16 protein-coding genes are annotated in these 15,955 nt (G+C 71.3%); 11 read left to right on the forward strand and 5 right to left on the reverse strand.

Annotated features, from left to right (window positions below; all coding sequences use genetic code 11):
* Positions 1–150 precede the first annotated feature (150 nt).
* A complete protein-coding gene (locus MRBLMI1_RS02845) occupies positions 151–354 on the reverse strand; it encodes a hypothetical protein (protein ID WP_367726634.1) in 204 nt (67 codons plus the stop codon).
* The gene (locus tag MRBLMI1_RS02850) at positions 351–659 is read right to left on the reverse strand and encodes a hypothetical protein (RefSeq protein ID WP_367726635.1); all 309 of its coding nucleotides are present in this window, start codon (positions 657–659) and stop codon (positions 351–353) included. The genes MRBLMI1_RS02845 and MRBLMI1_RS02850 overlap by 4 nt, the downstream gene beginning before the upstream one ends.
* Before the next feature lie 316 nt (positions 660–975).
* Between MRBLMI1_RS02850 and rpsB the strand changes: the two genes are divergently transcribed.
* The 9 genes from rpsB to MRBLMI1_RS02895 all read left to right on the forward strand — a co-directional run bounded on the left by rpsB (position 976) and on the right by MRBLMI1_RS02895 (position 7,749).
* Positions 976–1,878 carry a 30S ribosomal protein S2 gene (rpsB, locus tag MRBLMI1_RS02855; RefSeq protein WP_367726636.1) on the forward strand — a complete coding sequence of 301 codons (903 nt, stop codon included), beginning with the start codon at positions 976–978 and terminating at the stop codon, positions 1,876–1,878.
* Positions 1,879–2,014: 136 nt separating this feature from the next.
* Positions 2,015–2,842, forward strand: coding sequence for a translation elongation factor Ts (gene tsf, locus MRBLMI1_RS02860; protein ID WP_367726637.1), 828 nt, complete (start codon positions 2,015–2,017; stop codon positions 2,840–2,842).
* A 138-nt stretch (positions 2,843–2,980) separates the two neighbouring features.
* The gene (gene pyrH / locus MRBLMI1_RS02865) at positions 2,981–3,700 is read left to right on the forward strand and encodes a UMP kinase (protein WP_367726638.1); all 720 of its coding nucleotides are present in this window, start codon (positions 2,981–2,983) and stop codon (positions 3,698–3,700) included.
* Positions 3,701–3,775: 75 nt separating this feature from the next.
* The gene (gene frr / locus MRBLMI1_RS02870) at positions 3,776–4,330 is read left to right on the forward strand and encodes a ribosome recycling factor (protein WP_367726639.1); all 555 of its coding nucleotides are present in this window, start codon (positions 3,776–3,778) and stop codon (positions 4,328–4,330) included.
* A gap of 3 nt (positions 4,331–4,333) precedes the next feature.
* Positions 4,334–5,383, forward strand: a complete 1,050-nt coding sequence (locus tag MRBLMI1_RS02875) for a phosphatidate cytidylyltransferase (RefSeq protein ID WP_367726640.1) — start codon at positions 4,334–4,336, stop codon at positions 5,381–5,383.
* Positions 5,384–5,385: 2 nt separating this feature from the next.
* Entirely contained in the window at positions 5,386–5,958 is a 573-nt protein-coding gene (locus tag MRBLMI1_RS02880; RefSeq protein ID WP_367726641.1) for a DivIVA domain-containing protein, read from the forward strand.
* Positions 5,959–6,004: 46 nt separating this feature from the next.
* Positions 6,005–6,730 (forward strand): transglycosylase SLT domain-containing protein, encoded by a 726-nt coding sequence (locus MRBLMI1_RS02885; RefSeq protein WP_367726642.1) that lies wholly within the window; start codon positions 6,005–6,007, stop codon positions 6,728–6,730.
* A gap of 9 nt (positions 6,731–6,739) precedes the next feature.
* Positions 6,740–7,027 carry a hypothetical protein gene (locus tag MRBLMI1_RS02890; RefSeq protein WP_367726643.1) on the forward strand — a complete coding sequence of 96 codons (288 nt, stop codon included), beginning with the start codon at positions 6,740–6,742 and terminating at the stop codon, positions 7,025–7,027.
* Complete coding sequence (locus MRBLMI1_RS02895) at positions 7,027–7,749, forward strand: alpha/beta hydrolase (RefSeq protein WP_367726644.1); 723 nt, start codon at positions 7,027–7,029, stop codon at positions 7,747–7,749. The genes MRBLMI1_RS02890 and MRBLMI1_RS02895 overlap by 1 nt, the downstream gene beginning before the upstream one ends.
* 8 nt (positions 7,750–7,757) lie before the next feature.
* Here the strand turns inward: MRBLMI1_RS02895 and MRBLMI1_RS02900 are convergent, their stop codons facing one another.
* Positions 7,758–8,834: an AI-2E family transporter gene (locus tag MRBLMI1_RS02900; protein WP_367726645.1), complete on the reverse strand. Its 1,077-nt coding sequence runs from the start codon at positions 8,832–8,834 to the stop codon at positions 7,758–7,760.
* A 175-nt stretch (positions 8,835–9,009) separates the two neighbouring features.
* On the opposite strand from MRBLMI1_RS02900, the gene MRBLMI1_RS02905 reads away from it, so the two are divergent.
* Entirely contained in the window at positions 9,010–10,836 is a 1,827-nt protein-coding gene (locus MRBLMI1_RS02905; RefSeq protein WP_367726646.1) for a glycosyl transferase, read from the forward strand.
* 26 nt (positions 10,837–10,862) lie between these two features.
* On the forward strand, positions 10,863–11,768 hold the full coding sequence (locus MRBLMI1_RS02910; RefSeq protein WP_414685803.1) for a tetratricopeptide repeat protein: 906 nt from the start codon (positions 10,863–10,865) through the stop codon (positions 11,766–11,768).
* Positions 11,769–11,824: 56 nt separating this feature from the next.
* On the opposite strand, the gene glgB is transcribed toward MRBLMI1_RS02910, so the two are convergent.
* A complete protein-coding gene (glgB, locus tag MRBLMI1_RS02915) occupies positions 11,825–13,966 on the reverse strand; it encodes a 1,4-alpha-glucan branching protein GlgB (protein WP_367726648.1) in 2,142 nt (713 codons plus the stop codon).
* A complete protein-coding gene (locus tag MRBLMI1_RS02920; protein ID WP_367727555.1) occupies positions 13,963–15,930 on the reverse strand; it encodes an alpha-1,4-glucan--maltose-1-phosphate maltosyltransferase in 1,968 nt (655 codons plus the stop codon). Before MRBLMI1_RS02920 ends, glgB begins: the two co-directional genes overlap by 4 nt.
* Positions 15,931–15,955: the final 25 nt, after the last annotated feature.

Consider the following 15,955-nt stretch of genomic DNA (forward strand, 5'->3'; position numbering starts at 1 on the left):
GCACGCGAAAGGCGCCGCGGCGCGTACGTCTGCGACAAGTCACGGCGAGAACCCGCAGCGCTGACGTGCCCCATATGCACGCGAAGGGGCCCGCAGCGCGTACATCTGCGACAAGTCACGGCCAAGACAGGGGCTGCGCGGGAGGGCGGGTCAGGGAGCGGGGGAGAGCGCGGCGCAGCAGGGGAGGAGCACCGCCCGCGGGACGCCGCCGAGGAGCCGCAGCGGATTCACGTACTCGCCGTGCAGCCGCACCCCGACGTGCACGGTTCCCGGCCCGGTGTGCCCTCCGGCCGCGACAGTGCCGAGGACCTCCCCTCGCCGGACATCCGTCCCCACCGCGAGATCCGACGTCACGGGCTCGAAGCTCGACACCAGCCCGTCCCCGTGATCGATGTCAGCACGGGCCGACCGGCCACCGGGCCGGCGAAGGCGACGGTCCCCGCCGCCGGGGCCCGGACGGTCGCGGCGCCGCCGAGGTCCACGCCGCGATGGCCAGGACCGTAGGCGTGCGCCGGAGCGATGAAGGGGCGCTCGAGCCGGACTTCCTCCACCGGCCAGACCCACCCGCGGGCGGCGAGGTCGTCCGCGGGAGGAGGACTGCCGCCGACCAGCACGAGCGCGGCGAGCACGAGTCCGAGGACGGAGGCGAGAGACGGCATGCCGGGAGTCTGCCGCGGCGTCCGCGGGTCCCGCAGGGGCGGACCCGACGCTCGGGGACACCCCGGCGAACACGCCGTGTGGGGAGGAGCCGTCCTGTATGCTGGAGGTCGCATCCCGTCCATCGGGATGACTCCGCGTGCCCCTGACGCACCGCGAGTCCCTCATCGGGTCCCGCATCGCGTGGCATCCACACCCCACGGTCCTCCGCTCCGGCGGAAGGCGGGTGTGCGCCGGGCACCAGGCTCGCCGGTCACCATTGTCCGGCGCGAATAACCGCAACAACGGCGCGCACGCGCCCAGAACAGGAGTACGACCATGGCCGTCGTCACCATCCGCCAGCTGCTCGACAGCGGCGTGCACTTCGGACACCAGACCCGCCGGTGGAACCCGAAGGTGAAGCGCTTCATCCTCACCGAGCGCTCCGGCATCCACATCATCGACCTCCAGCAGTCGCTGTCGTACATCGACAAGGCCTACGAGTTCGTCAAGGAGACCGTCGCGCACGGCGGCACCATCCTCTTCGTCGGCACCAAGAAGCAGGCGCAGGAAGTCCTCGCCGAGCAGGCGACGCGCGTGGGCCAGCCCTACGTCAACCAGCGCTGGCTCGGTGGCCTCCTCACCAACTTCTCGACGGTGTCGAAGCGCCTCGCCCGCATGAAGGAGCTCGAGGAGCTCGACTACGAGAACCCGGCCGAGAGCGGCTTCACCAAGAAGGAGCTCCTGCTCAAGAAGCGCGAGCTCGACAAGCTGCACAAGTCGCTCGGTGGTATCCGCAACCTGCAGAAGACCCCCTCGGCGATCTGGGTCGTCGACGCCAAGCGCGAGCACCTCGCGGTCGACGAGGCCAAGAAGCTCGGCATCCCCGTCATCGGCATCCTGGACACCAACGCCGACCCGGACGAGTTCCAGTACCCGATCCCCGGCAACGACGACGCGATCCGCTCGGTGAGCCTGCTCACGCGCATCATCGCCGACGCCGCCGCCGAGGGCCTGATCCAGCGTCACCAGCCCGCCGGTGAGGCCGAGGCCGCCGAGCCGCTGGCCGAGTGGGAGCGCGAGCTGCTCGAGCAGGGCACCCCGGAGCAGTCCTCCGCCGGCACCGAGAAGGTCGCCGACGAGAACGAGGCCCAGGCCGAGGCCGCCGAGGTCGTCGCCGACGAGCAGGCCACCGAGGCCGGCGCCGAGTCGACCGACGAGACCGCCGCCACCGAGAAGTAAGACGCCGGGTCGTCGCGCCACCGCGACGTCACCCGCACCAGCTACGATCCGGCGGGGTCGTGACGGCCCTCCCTCGCGGAGGGGCCCACGGCCCCGCCGGCTCACTGAACGCACCACGACAAGGAGACGCCACACCATGGCAAACTTCACGATCGCCGACATCAAGGCGCTGCGCGAGCAGCTCGGCACCGGCATGGTCGACACCAAGAAGGCGCTCGAGGAGGCCGACGGCGACGTCGAGAAGGCCGTCGAGATCCTGCGCCTCAAGGGCGCCAAGGGCAACGCCAAGCGCGCCGACCGCTCCACGAGCGAGGGCCTGGTCGTCGCCAAGGAGACCGAGGGTGCCGTCACGCTCCTCGAGCTCGCCTGCGAGACCGACTTCGTCGCCAAGAACGAGCGCTTCATCGCGCTGGCCGACAAGGTCGTCGCCGCGGCCGCCGCCGCCGGCGCCGACTCGACCGAGGCCGCCCTCGCCGCGGACGCCGACGGCCAGACCGTCGAGCAGCTCATCTCGGACGAGGCCGCCATCATCGGCGAGAAGGTCGAGCTCCGTCGCGTGCGCACCCTGCGCGGCGACAAGTTCGAGACCTACCTCCACAAGACCAGCAAGGACCTGCCCCCGCAGGTCGGCGTGGTCCTCGTGTACCAGGGCGACGACGCCGAGACCGCTCGCAGCATCGCGCAGCACATCTCGTTCGCCAACCCCTCGTACCTCACCCGCGACGAGGTCCCCGAGGCCGAGGTCGAGAAGGAGCGCGAGATCGTCACCGAGATCTCCCGCAACGAGGGCAAGCCCGAGGCCGCTCTGCCGAAGATCGTCGAGGGCCGCGTGAACGCCTTCTTCAAGCAGGTGTCGCTCCTCGACCAGGACTACGCGAAGGACAACAAGCTGTCCGTCGCCAAGGTCGCGTCCGACGCCGGTCTCACCCTGACCGACTTCGCCCGCTTCAAGGTCGGCGCGTAAGACGATGACGAAGGCCCGGGATGCCATGGCATCCCGGGCCTTTTCCCTGCCCTGCCGCGGATGGTCCCCGTCCGCCGCGGGCCGATGTCCGCGCACGAGGCGGACCGCTAGTTTGGACCCGACGAGAGGACAAGATCCGTGACCCAAGAATCGAACAAGCGCCGCCGTGTGCTCCTGAAGCTCTCCGGTGAGGCGTTCGGCGGTGGGCAGCTCGGCGTGAATCCCGACGTCGTCTCGCAGATCGCCCGCGAGATCGCCGAGGCGGTCGAGCACGTCGAGATCGCCATCGTCGTGGGCGGCGGCAACTTCTTCCGCGGAGCCGAGCTCAGCCAGCGCGGCATGGACCGCGGACGCGCCGACTACATGGGCATGCTGGGCACGGTCATGAACTCGCTCGCCCTGCAGGACTTCCTCGAGCAGGCGGGTGCCGCCACCCGCGTGCAGTCCGCCATCTCGATGACGCAGGTCGCCGAGCCCTACATCCCGCGTCGCGCCGTGCGGCACATGGAGAAGGGCCGCGTCGTGATCTTCGGCGCCGGCGCCGGCCTCCCGTACTTCTCGACCGACACCGTCGCCGCTCAGCGTGCGCTGGAGATCGGCGCGACCGAGGTGCTCATGGCCAAGAACGGCGTCGACGGCGTCTACACCGCCGACCCGCGCACCGACCAGGACGCGGTCAAGCTCGACCGACTGACCTACATGGACGCCCTGCAGCAGGGTCTGAAGGTCGTCGACTCGACCGCGTTCAGCCTCTGCATGGACAACGGCGTGACCATGCGCGTGTTCGGCATGGAGCCGGAGGGCAACGTGACCCGTGCCCTCCTCGGCGACACGATCGGCACGCTCGTCACCGCATGACGCGCCGCGCCCGGCCCGGTCGCCCGGGCCGGGCGCGACTAGACTGAATCGTCAGTCCCAACGAATGGAGTCACCGTGATCGCCGATGTCCTCGCCGATGCCGGAGCGCGCATGGACCGCGCCGTGGAGGCCGCCAAGGAGGACTTCGCGACCGTCCGCACCGGGCGCGCGAACCCCCAGATGTTCCAGAAGGTCCTCGTGGACTACTACGGATCGCCCACCCCGCTGGCTCAGCTCGCCTCGCTGAACAACCCCGAGGCCCGCACGCTCGTCATCAACCCGTATGACAAGTCCGCTCTCAAGGCCATCGAGCAGGCCGTGCGCGACATGCCGAACCTCGGCGTGAACCCCACCAACGACGGCACCATCGTCCGCGTGACAATGCCCGAGCTCACCGAGGAGCGCCGCAAGGAGTACGTCAAGCTCGTCCGCGGCAAGGGCGAGGACGCCAAGGTGCAGGTGCGCAACCTCCGCCGCAAGGCGAAGGACGACCTGGACGCGCTGAAGAGCGACGTCGGCGAGGACGAGCTGGTCCGCGCCGAGAAGGAGCTGGACGGCATCACGCGCACGCACGTCGACCAGATCGACGACGCGCTCAAGCGCAAAGAGGCCGAACTGCTCGAGGTCTGACCGATGGCCCAGGCCCCCGGCACCGACGACGCGGAGCCGAACGACTCCTCCCCGCGCCGCCGCGCCGACGCGCTCCGGCGCGGTCCGGTGACGGGGGAGGGCGTCACCGCCTTCGAGTCGCAGTTGCGGTCGATGCGCTCCGATGCGGAGCAGCACCTCGCGCAGGCGCGCGCCGAGTTCGATCAGCGGAACGAGCGGCTCAAGGAGCGCACCGGCCGCGACCTCATCGTGGCGACCCTCATCGGCCTCGCGATCGGCGTCGTCGTCGTCGCCTCGCTCATCTTCGTCAAGTGGCTCTTCGTGCTCTTCGCCGCCGCGGCGGTGGGGCTCGCGATGTTCGAGTTCGCCCGGGCGCTCCAGGTCGCCGGGCGCCGAGTGGACGTCGTCCCGCAGCTCGTCGTCGGGCTGGGGCTCCTGCTGAGCGGCTTCTTGGTCGGGTTGTGGCTGCACTGGGTCTTCGCGATCGTCGCCGTCGCCGTCGTCATCATCTGGCGCCTCGTCGCGCAGATGCACGTCGCCGACGGCCGCTCGTACGCCGACGTGATGGGCGACGTGCTGGTCGCGGGCTTCATCCAGCTGTACCTGCCGTTCCTCGGGAGCATGGCCACGATCCTCCTGGCCCAGGACCGAGGGGAATGGTGGGTCCTGGCGTTCCTCGTCCTCGCCGTCGTCGCCGACACCGGCGCCTACGTCTCCGGCCTCACCTTCGGACGCGGCGGACGCCACCCGATGGCGCCCCGCATCAGCCCGAAGAAGACGTGGGAGGGATTCGCGGGCGCCTGCGTCGCCGCCCTCGTCGCAGGGGTCGTGCTCGCGATCTTCATGCTGCAGGTGCCGTGGTGGGCGGGACTCGTCTTCGGGGCCGTCGTGCTCGCGACCGCCACCGTGGGCGACCTCGGCGAGTCGATGGTCAAGCGCGACCTCGGCATCAAGGACATGAGCTCCTGGCTGCCCGGTCACGGCGGCGTCCTCGACCGTCTCGACTCGATCCTGCCGTCGGCCACGGCGGCACTGGCGCTGTACTACCTGCTGTCCCCGCTGGGAGGGTCGTGATCATGGTCGAGACCGCTGCGAGCCCGTCCGCCGCGCCGATGTTCGTCGACGCCCCGGCGCGGGCGCGGGGGTACGAGAAGCGCGCGGTCGACGTGTTCTTCGCGAAGGCCCGCGCCGCGTTCGAGGCGGACGAGCCGGGGACCCTCCGCGCGGCGGAGGTGCGCGGCATCGCCTTCCCCCTCGTGCGCGGCGGGTACGCCGTCGGCCCCGTCGACGCGGCGCTCGGTCGCATCGAGGACGCGTTCGCCGCCCGGGAGCGCGAGCACGCCCTCTCGCGTCTCGGCGCACGCGCGTGGGTGGCGGAGACGCGGGACACGGCGCAGATCGTGCTCGACCGCCTCACCCGCCCGCGTGGGCACCGGTTCGACCGCGTCGGCATCCTGCACTACGGCTATCGCGTCGACGAGGTCGACGTCGTGGCCGACCGCCTCTCCGCCTATCTCGCGACCGGTGACCCCGTGACGCCCGAGCAGGTGCGGGCCGTGGCCTTCCGCATGCAGCGCGGCGGCTACCGCGAGACCCAGGTGGACGCGGTGCTCGACGCCGTCATCGAGGTCATGCTGGCGGTCGGGTGAGGTCGGACCGCGGCGCGCGCCGTGCGTCGGTAGAATCGGCGGCACTGTGACTTCCGGAATCGAGCCCACCCCCGCGTCCTCGGGCCGCGTGGCGCGGCGCGCGGACACGATCGACGTGGTCCCGCCGCCCGCTCCGCACCGTCCCGGTCCGCGGTGGTCGCGGCGCCGCGGCGTCGTCGGCGTCTTCGGTGCGACGGCGGCCCTGCTGTTCGCCGCGGCGTACGTCGGCCCGATGGGCGGGGCCATCCTCAGCGCCCAGGCCGACGAGCCCGAGACCGTCACGCTGTACGCCGAAGGGCTCGGCGACACGCAGGCCGTGTCGACCGGGGGAGAGCGCGCGGCGCCGGTGCTGGACCGCTCCGCCTACAACGTCTTCGTCAAGCCGAAGCCCACCCCGACGCCGACTCCGACCCCGTCGAGCCGCACCGGCTCATCCTCGTCATCGGACTCCGAGGGGTCCTCGCGCGCGGCCGGCCCCGTGCTCTACTCGGGCGGCGGGTCCTCGGCCGAGTGGATGGCGGCCGCCGGCATCGCCGAGTCGGACTGGGGCTACGTCGACTACATCGTCAGCCGCGAGAGCGGGTGGAACCCCAACGCCACCAACCGCTCGTCCGGAGCGTGCGGCCTCGTTCAGGCGCTGCCGTGCAGCAAGGTCCCCGGCAACGGTTACGACCCCGTCGACAACCTGCGCTGGGCGACCGGGTACGCCGTGGGCCGTTACGGCAGCTGGGCGGCCGCGTACGGCTTCTGGACCAGCAACCACTGGTGGTGAGCGGCATCCATGCCCCGGTCCCGTAAGCGCCGCCCTCCGTCCGATCGGGGGGACGACTCGCTGGACCGTCTGATCGCCGGCTGGAAGCGCACCGAGACGCGGCGCGGTGGCGAGTGGACGGTGCAGCCGATCTCGGCCCCGCAGGCGCAGAAGGAGTACATCTGCCCCGGGTGCGGACGTACCGTCGGCATCGGCGTCGCCCACGTGGTGGTGTGGCGCGCGGACGGGGTCCTGGGGGATGCCGCCGACCTGGCGGCGCGCAGACATTGGCACACGCACTGCTGGAGGATCGCCTGATGGAGATACGCGGACCCGTCCTGCTGCCCGCGCGGCGGGAGGACATCGAGCTGGAGACCCTCGACGGCCTCACCCTCGTCGGTGAGCTCGCCCTGCCCGCCGAGCGTCCGCCGGTCGCCACGCTGGTGACCCTGCACCCGCTGCCCACCGCGGGCGGGTTCATGGACTCGCACATCCTGCGCAAGGCCGCGGGGCGCCTGCCGGCCCTCGCCGACCTGGCGGTGCTCCGCTTCAACACCCGGGGGACGACCTCTCCCCGGGGGACGAGCGAGGGCGCGTTCGACGGCGGGGCGTCCGAGGCGTTCGACGTCGCCGCGGCGGTGGACTTCGCGCGCGAGCGCGGCCTGCCCCGCCCGTGGCTGGTCGGCTGGTCCTTCGGCACCGAGCTCGCGCTGAAGTACGGCCGCGACCACGACGTCGACGGCGTCATCCTGCTCTCGCCGCCGCTGCACCGCGCCACGGCCGAGGAGGTCGCAGCCTGGGCCGGCGACCCGCGCCGCATGGTGATCCTCGTCCCCGAGTTCGACGACTACCTGCGTCCGGCCGAGGCGCGCGAGCGTTTCGCGTCGGTTCCGGATGCCACCCTGATCGCCGTCGACGGCGGCAAGCACCTTTGGGTCGGCGAGACGCAGACCCGCCGCGTGCTCACCGAGATCGTCGCGGCCGTCGCCCCCGAGGCGCTCCCGCTGCCGACCGAGTGGGACGGACCCATCGCCGGCTGAGCCCGGCGTCAGCGCTCGTTCTGCCGCGGGATGACGACCTCGCGGTAGATGATGAGGATGCTCGCGGCCACCGGGATGGCGATGAGCGCGCCGAGCAGGTTCAGCAGCGCGCCGCCCGCGAGCGCCGAGATCACGACGACCGATCCCGGCACGGACACCGCCCGGTTCATGATGCGGGGCGCCAGCACGTACGCCTCGACCTGCATGTAGACGAGGTAGTAGATCGCCGCGGCGAGGATCGCCCACGTGGGTGTCCCGAGCCCGGGGATGAGGCACGTCAGCACGATGATCGTCGATCCCGTGAGCGTCCCCACGAGGGGGATGAGGGAGAAGAAGAAGGCGATGACGGCCAGCACCGCGGGGAACGGGGCGCCGATGATGCTGAGGAAGATGGCGCTCAGGATGCCGTTGATCACGCCGAGGCTGACCTGGCCCATGACGTAGTAGCCGACGGAGTCCGTGATCTTCTCGGCGAGCTCGATGAACCGCGCGCGCTTGGACGCCGGCACCAGCTGGTAGACCGCCGACTTGAGCGACGGCGTCGACGCGGTGAAGTAGATGGTCAGGATCAGGACGATGAACGCCCCGCCGAGGCCGGCGGCCACGGCCCCGCCGAAGGTCAGCAGGCTGTTGCCCACCATGGTCGACACGGAGCCGAGGTCCAGGGAGCGGAACCACTCCTGGATCCCGTTCCACACCTCGTCGATCTGAAGCCAGGGGAACGTCGCCGAGGCCCACGCCTCCACGTCCGCGACCGTCTGATTCCACCGTTCGGGCTGCAGGAGCTGCTCCACCTCGACGACGAGCTGGCTGATCTGGCTGACGATGATCGGCACGATCATGAGGATGATGCCGGCGAAGATGCCGAGCACGGCGACAATGGTGAGCAGCACCGCCGCCCAGCGGGGGAGCCCGCGGCGCTCGAGGAAGGACACCACCGGGTCCAGGCCGAGGGAGAGGAACAGGGCCGTGCCGACGTAGAGGAGGATCGTCGACAGGCTCTGGACGCTGCCGATCAGCAGGAGGCCGACGCCGACGCCGAGCGTGGCCAACAGGGCGACCCGGAACGGGTTGTGGATCTTCATGCTGTGCACTCCGCTTCGTCCGGGTGCGCACGCGCCCGTCCGGTCAGGATACTGACGCGAGGCGGCGCGGGAGGACAGCGACGGGCCTCGGTGGGAACTTTCAGACACCCTCGGATAGTCTGAAACGTCGATTCTTCGGTGGCCGCCCGAGCCGCCGGTGGGGATGGTGTGTAGCGTGCGATTCGTCTGGGCCGTGGTGGCGTTCGTCATCGCCGCCGTCATGATCGGTGCGGGCATCGCCCAGCGCACCGTCTTCCAGGGTCCGTCGGAGGCCGCGCAGACCGTGCAGACGGATGCCACGACCGCCTACACCCTCGTGGACGGAACGGTCCTCGGCGCCCTGCCCGGTGCGCAGACGCTCCGCATCGAGGGCGACGGCCAGGTCTTCGCCGCCTACGGCCGCACGGACGACGTCCGCGCCTGGCTCTCCGACACTGAGTACACCGCCGTCACGCTCGACGCGGAGGGACGCGCGCAGACCTCGACCGTCGAGCCGACGGCCGACGCGTCCGCGGCATCCGGCTCCGAGGAGTCCGCGACGCCCCGGACCCCCGTGGGCTCGGACCTGTGGCTGGACGAGTTCCAGCAGGACGGCTCGCTCGCCACGACGCTCCAGCTCCCCGCGAACATGAGCGTCCTCATCGCCTCCGACGGCGTCGCGCCCGCGCCGTCCACGATCTCGGTCACGTGGCCGGTCGACGACTCCACCCCGTGGGCGGGACCGCTCATCGTGGGCGGCTCGATCGCGCTGCTGATCGGCATCGTCCTGTACTTCCTCGGCATCCGGCACGTGCGCCGGCAGCGTCGTCCGCGCCGCAAGGGCCTGCCGCTCCCGGTGACCGAGCCGATCTCGACCGTCGACCTGGATGCCGCCGACAAGGGCGTGGTCAGCTCCACACCCGGCCGTCGTGCGTCCGGCCGCGGCCGCGGGGTGCTCGGCGCCGGGCGCCGTGCCCTCGTCGCGGTCCCCGCACTGGGCCTGTCCGCGGTGCTGTTCGCCGGCTGCTCGGCGGATGCGTGGCCCCAGCTGGCGGCGAGCGAGACGCCCAGCCCGACCCCGACCGTCATCGTCCCGGAGGGGCAGTTCCCGCCGGCGGTGACCGAGGAGCAGGCCAAGCGCATCGTCGCCCGGATCTCGCAGGCGGTGTCCGAGGCCGACGCGTCGCTCGACCCCGCCGTGGCGGAGACCCGTCTGAGCGGGTCGGCCCTCGCCGAGCGCGAGACCAACTACACCCTGCGGGCGGCCCTGCCCGATCGCCCCGCCCTCGCGTCGATCCCGGCGGAGCCGGTGCAGATCGTCCTGCCGCAGACGATCGGCGGCTGGCCCCGGTCCGTCATGGCGGTGGTGGAATCTCAGGATGCCGCGGCTCCCGCGACCACGATCATGATGATGACCCAGGAGGACCCCTGGGCCGACTACAAGGCCTCCTACGTGGGCAACCTCGAGGCATCCACGAACCTCCCCGAGCTCGCCGCGGCCTACGTGGGGGCGACGCAGGTGCCGCCGGACTCGTCGTTCCTGGTGCTGCGTCCCGATCAGGTGGCCGCCGCCTACGCCGATCTCATCAACAACGGCGAGAACAGCGCCTACTGGTCGCAGTTCGACACCGCGAACGACCTGCTCCTCCCGGCCATCGCGGAGAACAAGCGGACGCGCACCGAGGAGTTCGCACAGACCGCCTCCGGCACCGGTGAGCTGACGTTCACTGCGAGCGCGGGCACGGCGGCGCCGATCGCCCTCGCGACCCTCGACACGGGCGCCATCGTCGCGGTGAACGTCCTCGAGAGCGACACCGCGCGGTCGACCAACTCCGACGCGGTCATCAAGCTGGACAACAATCCGGCGGTCAAGGCCCTCACGGGGGTCGACCAGTCCGCGACAGGATTCACCACGACCTACTCCGACCAGATCTTCTTCTACGTCCCCAGTCAGGGGTCGGATGAGAAGATCCGTCTCCTCGGATACCGTTCCAGCCTCCTCGAAGCGAAGGTGACTCCGTGAGCAACCCCGCCGCCCCCGGTTCCGTCATGCGCGGCGCCGTCGACCTGTCGTCGCTCCGCAACCGGCCGCAGACGCCTGCCGCCCCCGCCGAGGCCTCGGCCGCGGGTGCGGCCTCCGCCCTCGTGTTCGACGCCACGGACGCCTCCTTCGGCCAGGTGCTCGAGCTCTCGCGCACCGTGCCGGTGGTCGTGGACCTCTGGGCCGAATGGTGCGAGCCCTGCAAGCAGCTGAGCCCCGTGCTCGAGAAGGTCGTCGTCGAGCTCGGCGGGCGCCTCGTCCTCGCCAAGGTGGACGTGGATGCCAATCCGCAGCTCGCCCAGGGCTTCCGCGCGCAGTCGATCCCCATGGTCGTCGCGCTCGTGGGCGGTCAGCCGGTGCCGCTGTTCACCGGCGTCGTCCCGGAGCAGCAGGTGCGCGACGTCTTCGCCCAGCTGCTCCAGGTCGCCGCGCAGAACGGCGTCACGGGCGTCGTCCCGGTCGAGGGTGCGCCCGTCGACGAGGACGCCGCCGAGGCTCCGCTGCCGCCGCTGCACGCCGAGGCGTTCGCGGCCATCGAGGAGGGCGACTACGCCCGCGCGGCCGACGCCTACGAGCGCGCCCTCGCGGAGAACCCCCGTGACGCCGATGCCCTAGCCGGCCTCGGACAGGTCCGGCTGCTCGCGCGCGTCCAGGGCGCGGACCTCACTGCCGCACGGGCGGCCGCGGCCGCCGCCCCCCTCGACCCGGAGGCGCAGTTCCTCGTCGCGGACCTCGACCTCAGCGGCGGCCACGTCGACGACGCCTTCGGCCGTCTGCTGGAGCTGTTCGCCGCCCTGCCCGCCGACGAGCGCGCGCCGGTGCGCGAGCGCCTGCTGGAGCTGTTCGGCCTCGTCGGAGACGAGGACGCCCGCGTCATCCGCGCCCGGTCGCGACTGGCCTCGCTGCTGTTCTGAGAACGCAGGACGAAGGCCCCGACCGGATGGTCGGGGCCTTCGTCATGCTCGGCGCGTCAGGCGCCGGCGCCGTGCTGCAGCCAGAGCACGCCCAGCGGCGGCAGGGTGAGGACCGCGCTGCCGCGGGCGTCGGTGGTGATGGACCCCAGGTTGCCCTGGCCCGAGCCGCCGAAGGCCTCGGCGTCGCTGTTGAGGACCTCGGTCCACGTCCCCGCCTCGGGCAGGTCGAGCGGGAAGTCGTTCAGCGGCGTGCCGGAGAAGTTGCAGACGGCCGCGACGGTGTTGCCGTGGTGGTCGCGTCGGGCGAAGGCCAGGACGTTGGGGTTCCAGGCCGGCGCGCCCAGTCGCGAGAACGCGGCGCCGTCGTGGTCGCGCGACCACAGCGGGGCCTGGGCCCGGTAGACGCGGTTGAGCTCGGCGACGAACGCCTGCAGCTGCGCGTGCGAGGGCTGCTCCAGCATCCACCAGTCGAGGCCGCGAGCCTCGGACCACTCGGACATCTGGCCGAACTCCTGGCCCATGAACAGCAGCTGCTTGCCCGGGTGCGCCCACATGTAGGCCAGGAACGCGCGCATGTTCGCGAGCTTCTGCCAGTGATCGCCCGGCATGCGGCCGAACAGGGAGCCCTTGCCGTGCACGACCTCGTCGTGACTGATCGGCAGGATGAAGTTCTCGCTGAACGCGTAGACGAACGAGAACGCCAGCTCGCCCTCGTGGTGCGAGCGGTACATCGGGTCCCGCCCGATGTACTGCAGCGAGTCGTTCATCCAGCCCATGTTCCACTTGAACCCGAAGCCGAGGCCGGCGTGCGAGGTGGGCGCGGTGACGCCGGGGAAACTCGTGGACTCCTCGGCGATCATCGCGATGCCGGGGTAGCGCTTGTAAGCGGTCGCGTTGACCTCCTGCAGGAACCGGATCGCCTCCAGGTTCTCCCGTCCGCCGAACTGGTTCGGCGCCCACTCCCCGTCGTTGCGGGAGTAATCGAGATAGAGCATGGATGCCACGGCATCCACTCTCAGTCCGTCGACGTGGAACTCCTCGAACCAGTAGAGCGCGTTCGCGACGAGGAAGTTGCGCACCTCGTTGCGGCCGTAGTCGAAGATGAGCGTGCCCCAGTCCTTGTGCTCGCCGCGCCGCGGGTCCGGGTGCTCGTACAGCGCCTCGCCGTCGAAACGGGCGAGGGCGAACTCGTCCTTGGGGAAGTGGCCGGGGACCCAGTCCATGATCACGCCGATGTCGGCCTGGTGCAGACGGTCGATGAGGTAGCGCAGCTCGTCGGGGGAGCCGAAGCGGCTGGTGGGCGCGTAGTAGCCGGAGACCTGGTAGCCCCAGGAGCCGCCGAACGGGTGCTCCGCGAGCGGCAGGAACTCGACGTGCGTGAAGCCCTGCGCGCCGACGTACTCGATGATCTCGTCCGCCGCGTCGCGGTAGGAGAGCCCCGGGCGCCACGAGCCCAGGTGCAGCTCGTAGATGGACATCGGGCGGTCCAGCGGCGCGGTCTGCGAGCGTCGCTGCACCCAGGCGTCGTCATCCCAGCGGTAGTCGGACGCGGTGACCACGGACGCGGTCGCCGGCGGCACCTCGGCCAGGCGCGCCATCGGGTCGGCCTTCTGGATCCAGGCACCTGCGCGGGTGAGGATCTCGAACTTGTACCGCGTTCCGACGCCGATGTCCGGGACGAACACCTCCCAGACGCCGCTGCCTCCCATGGAGCGCATCGCGGTGCCGGTGCCGTCCCAGCCGTTGAAGTCGCCGATCACGCGGACGGCGCGCGCGTTGGGCGCCCAGACCGTGAACGCGGTGCCGGTCGACCCGTCGAGCTCGCGCACGTGCGCGCCGAGGACGCGCCAAAGCTCCTCGTGGCGTCCCTCGACGATGAGGTGGAGGTCCAGCTCCCCGAGCGAGGGCGTGTGGCGGTAGGCGTCGTCGGCGGTGTGCTCCGCGCCGTCGTCGTACGCGGCGCGGACGACGTAGGCACCGGGAGCCTCGGCGGAGCGTCCCTCCCAGATCCCGGCACGAACGTGCTCCAGGGCGAGCGTCTCGCCGGATGCCGTCTCGACGACGACCGTGCGGGCGAGCGGACGGCGGGTGCGCACGACCCAGCCGTTCGCGGTCGGGTGGGCGCCCAGGACGCTGTGGGGGTCGTGGTGGGACCCGTGGGCGACGGCGTCGAGCAGGTCGGGGGAGAGGGTGGTCATCGGGCCTCCTTCACGTGCAGGATGTGCACGGGCTCGCTGTACGCGTCGAGGCGCACGAAGTTGTGGTCCGCCCAGGTCCAGACCTGTCCGGTGACGAGGTCCTCGACGTCGTACGGGGTGCCGGGTTCGACGCCCCACACCGTGGTGTCCAGGTGGACGGTCGTCTGCCGCGCGGAGTGCGGGTCGACGTTGACGACCACCAGGATGGTGTCGCTCTCACCGGTCGGCGAGAGGGCGGCATCCAGGTGCTTGGAGAAGACGAGGACCGCGTCGTCGTCGCTCCAGTGCACCGACAGGTTGCGCAGCTGACGCAGCGCCGGGTGATCGCGGCGAATGCGGTTGAGCAGGCGGAGGTACGGGGCGAGGGAGTCGCCGGCGGCCTCGGCGCCCTCCCAGTCGCGGAACTTGTACTCGTACTTCTCGTTGTCGATGTTCTCCTCGGACCCCGGCCGCGCGACGTTCTCGTACAGCTCGTAACCGGCGTAGACGCCGTAGGTAGGGGCCGCCGTCGCCGCGAGGGCCGCGCGGATCTTGTAGGCCGGGCGACCGCCGAACTGCAGGTACTCCGTGAGGATGTCCGGGGTGTTGACGAAGAGGTTCGGACGCAGGAAGTCGGCGGTGTCGTGGGCCAGGCCGGAGAGGAACTCCTCGAGCTCCTCCTTGGTGTTCCGCCACGTGAAGTACGTGTAGCTCTGCTGGAAGCCGGCCATCGCGAGCCCCTGCAGCGGCGCGGGGCGCGTGAACGCCTCGGCGAGGAACACGACGTCGGGGTCCTCGGCGCTGACGGTCGCGATCAGCCACTCCCAGAACTGCAGCGGCTTGGTGTGCGGGTTGTCGACGCGGAAGATGCGCACGCCCTGGGCGATCCAGTGGCGCACGATGCGCAGCACCTCGGCACGGATGCCCTCGGGGTCGTTGTCGAAGTTGACCGGGTAGATGTCCTGGTACTTCTTCGGCGGGTTCTCGGCGTAGGCGATGGAACCGTCGGGCAGGGTCGTGAACCACTCGGGGTGCTCCGTGACCCAGGGGTGGTCGGGGGAGGCCTGCAGCGCCAGGTCGAGGGCGACCTCGATGTCGTTGTCCCGCGCCGCCGCCACGAACGCGCGGAAGTCCTCGAGCGTCCCGAGATCCGGGTGGACGGTGTCGTGGCCGCCGGCCGGACCGCCGATCGCCCACGGGGAGCCGGGGTCGCCGGGCTCGACGACCAGCGTGTTGTTGGGGCCCTTGCGGTTGCTCTCGCCGATGGGGTGGATCGGCGGGAGGTACAGCACGTCGAAGCCCATGTCGGCGACGGCGGGCAGGCGGTCCACGGCCGTGCGGAACGACCCGCTCACCACGGAGCCGTCCTCGGCGCGGGTCGCGCCCTCGGAGCGCGGGAAGAACTCGTACCAGGCCCCGACGCCGGCGCGCTCGCGCTCGACCAGCATCTCGGCGTCGCGTCCGACCGTGACGAGCGTCGCGACCGGCCGCGCGGCGAAGAGGGCGGCGATCGCGTCGTCCTCGACGATGTGCAGAGCCTCGTCGTCGTGCACCTCCGGGTCCCGCAGGCGGCGTGCCGCGGCCTCGAGGATCTGCTTGTCCTCCGCCGGCCGGCGCCGGTCGGCGCGGGCGCGGTCGAAGAGCTGGGCGCCCATCTCGCGCATGAGCGGCGCGTCGACGCCCGCCGCGATCTTGACCTCGGCGGCGTGCTGCCAGGTGGCGAAGTCGTCGGCGAACGCCTCGAAGCGGAAGCGCCACACGCCCTGCTCGAGCGGGGCCACGAGGACCGACCAGCGGTCGAACCCGTCGTTCAGGGGCGACAGGCGGTGCAGCGACTCGTCGCCGGAGGGCGAGAAGAGCCGGACGTGCACGCCGATGCGGTCGTGTCCCTCCCGGAACGCGGTGACGGTGAACGGCACCGCCTCCCCGACGAACGCCGACGGCCGGAAGCGACCGCCGGGGACGCTCGGGTGCGGCTCCGCGATGGGGATCCGCGGTGTCGCGACGCCC

The organism is Microbacterium sp. LMI1-1-1.1 (assembly GCF_040815675.1).
Taxonomy (GTDB): Bacteria; Actinomycetota; Actinomycetes; order Actinomycetales; family Microbacteriaceae; genus Microbacterium.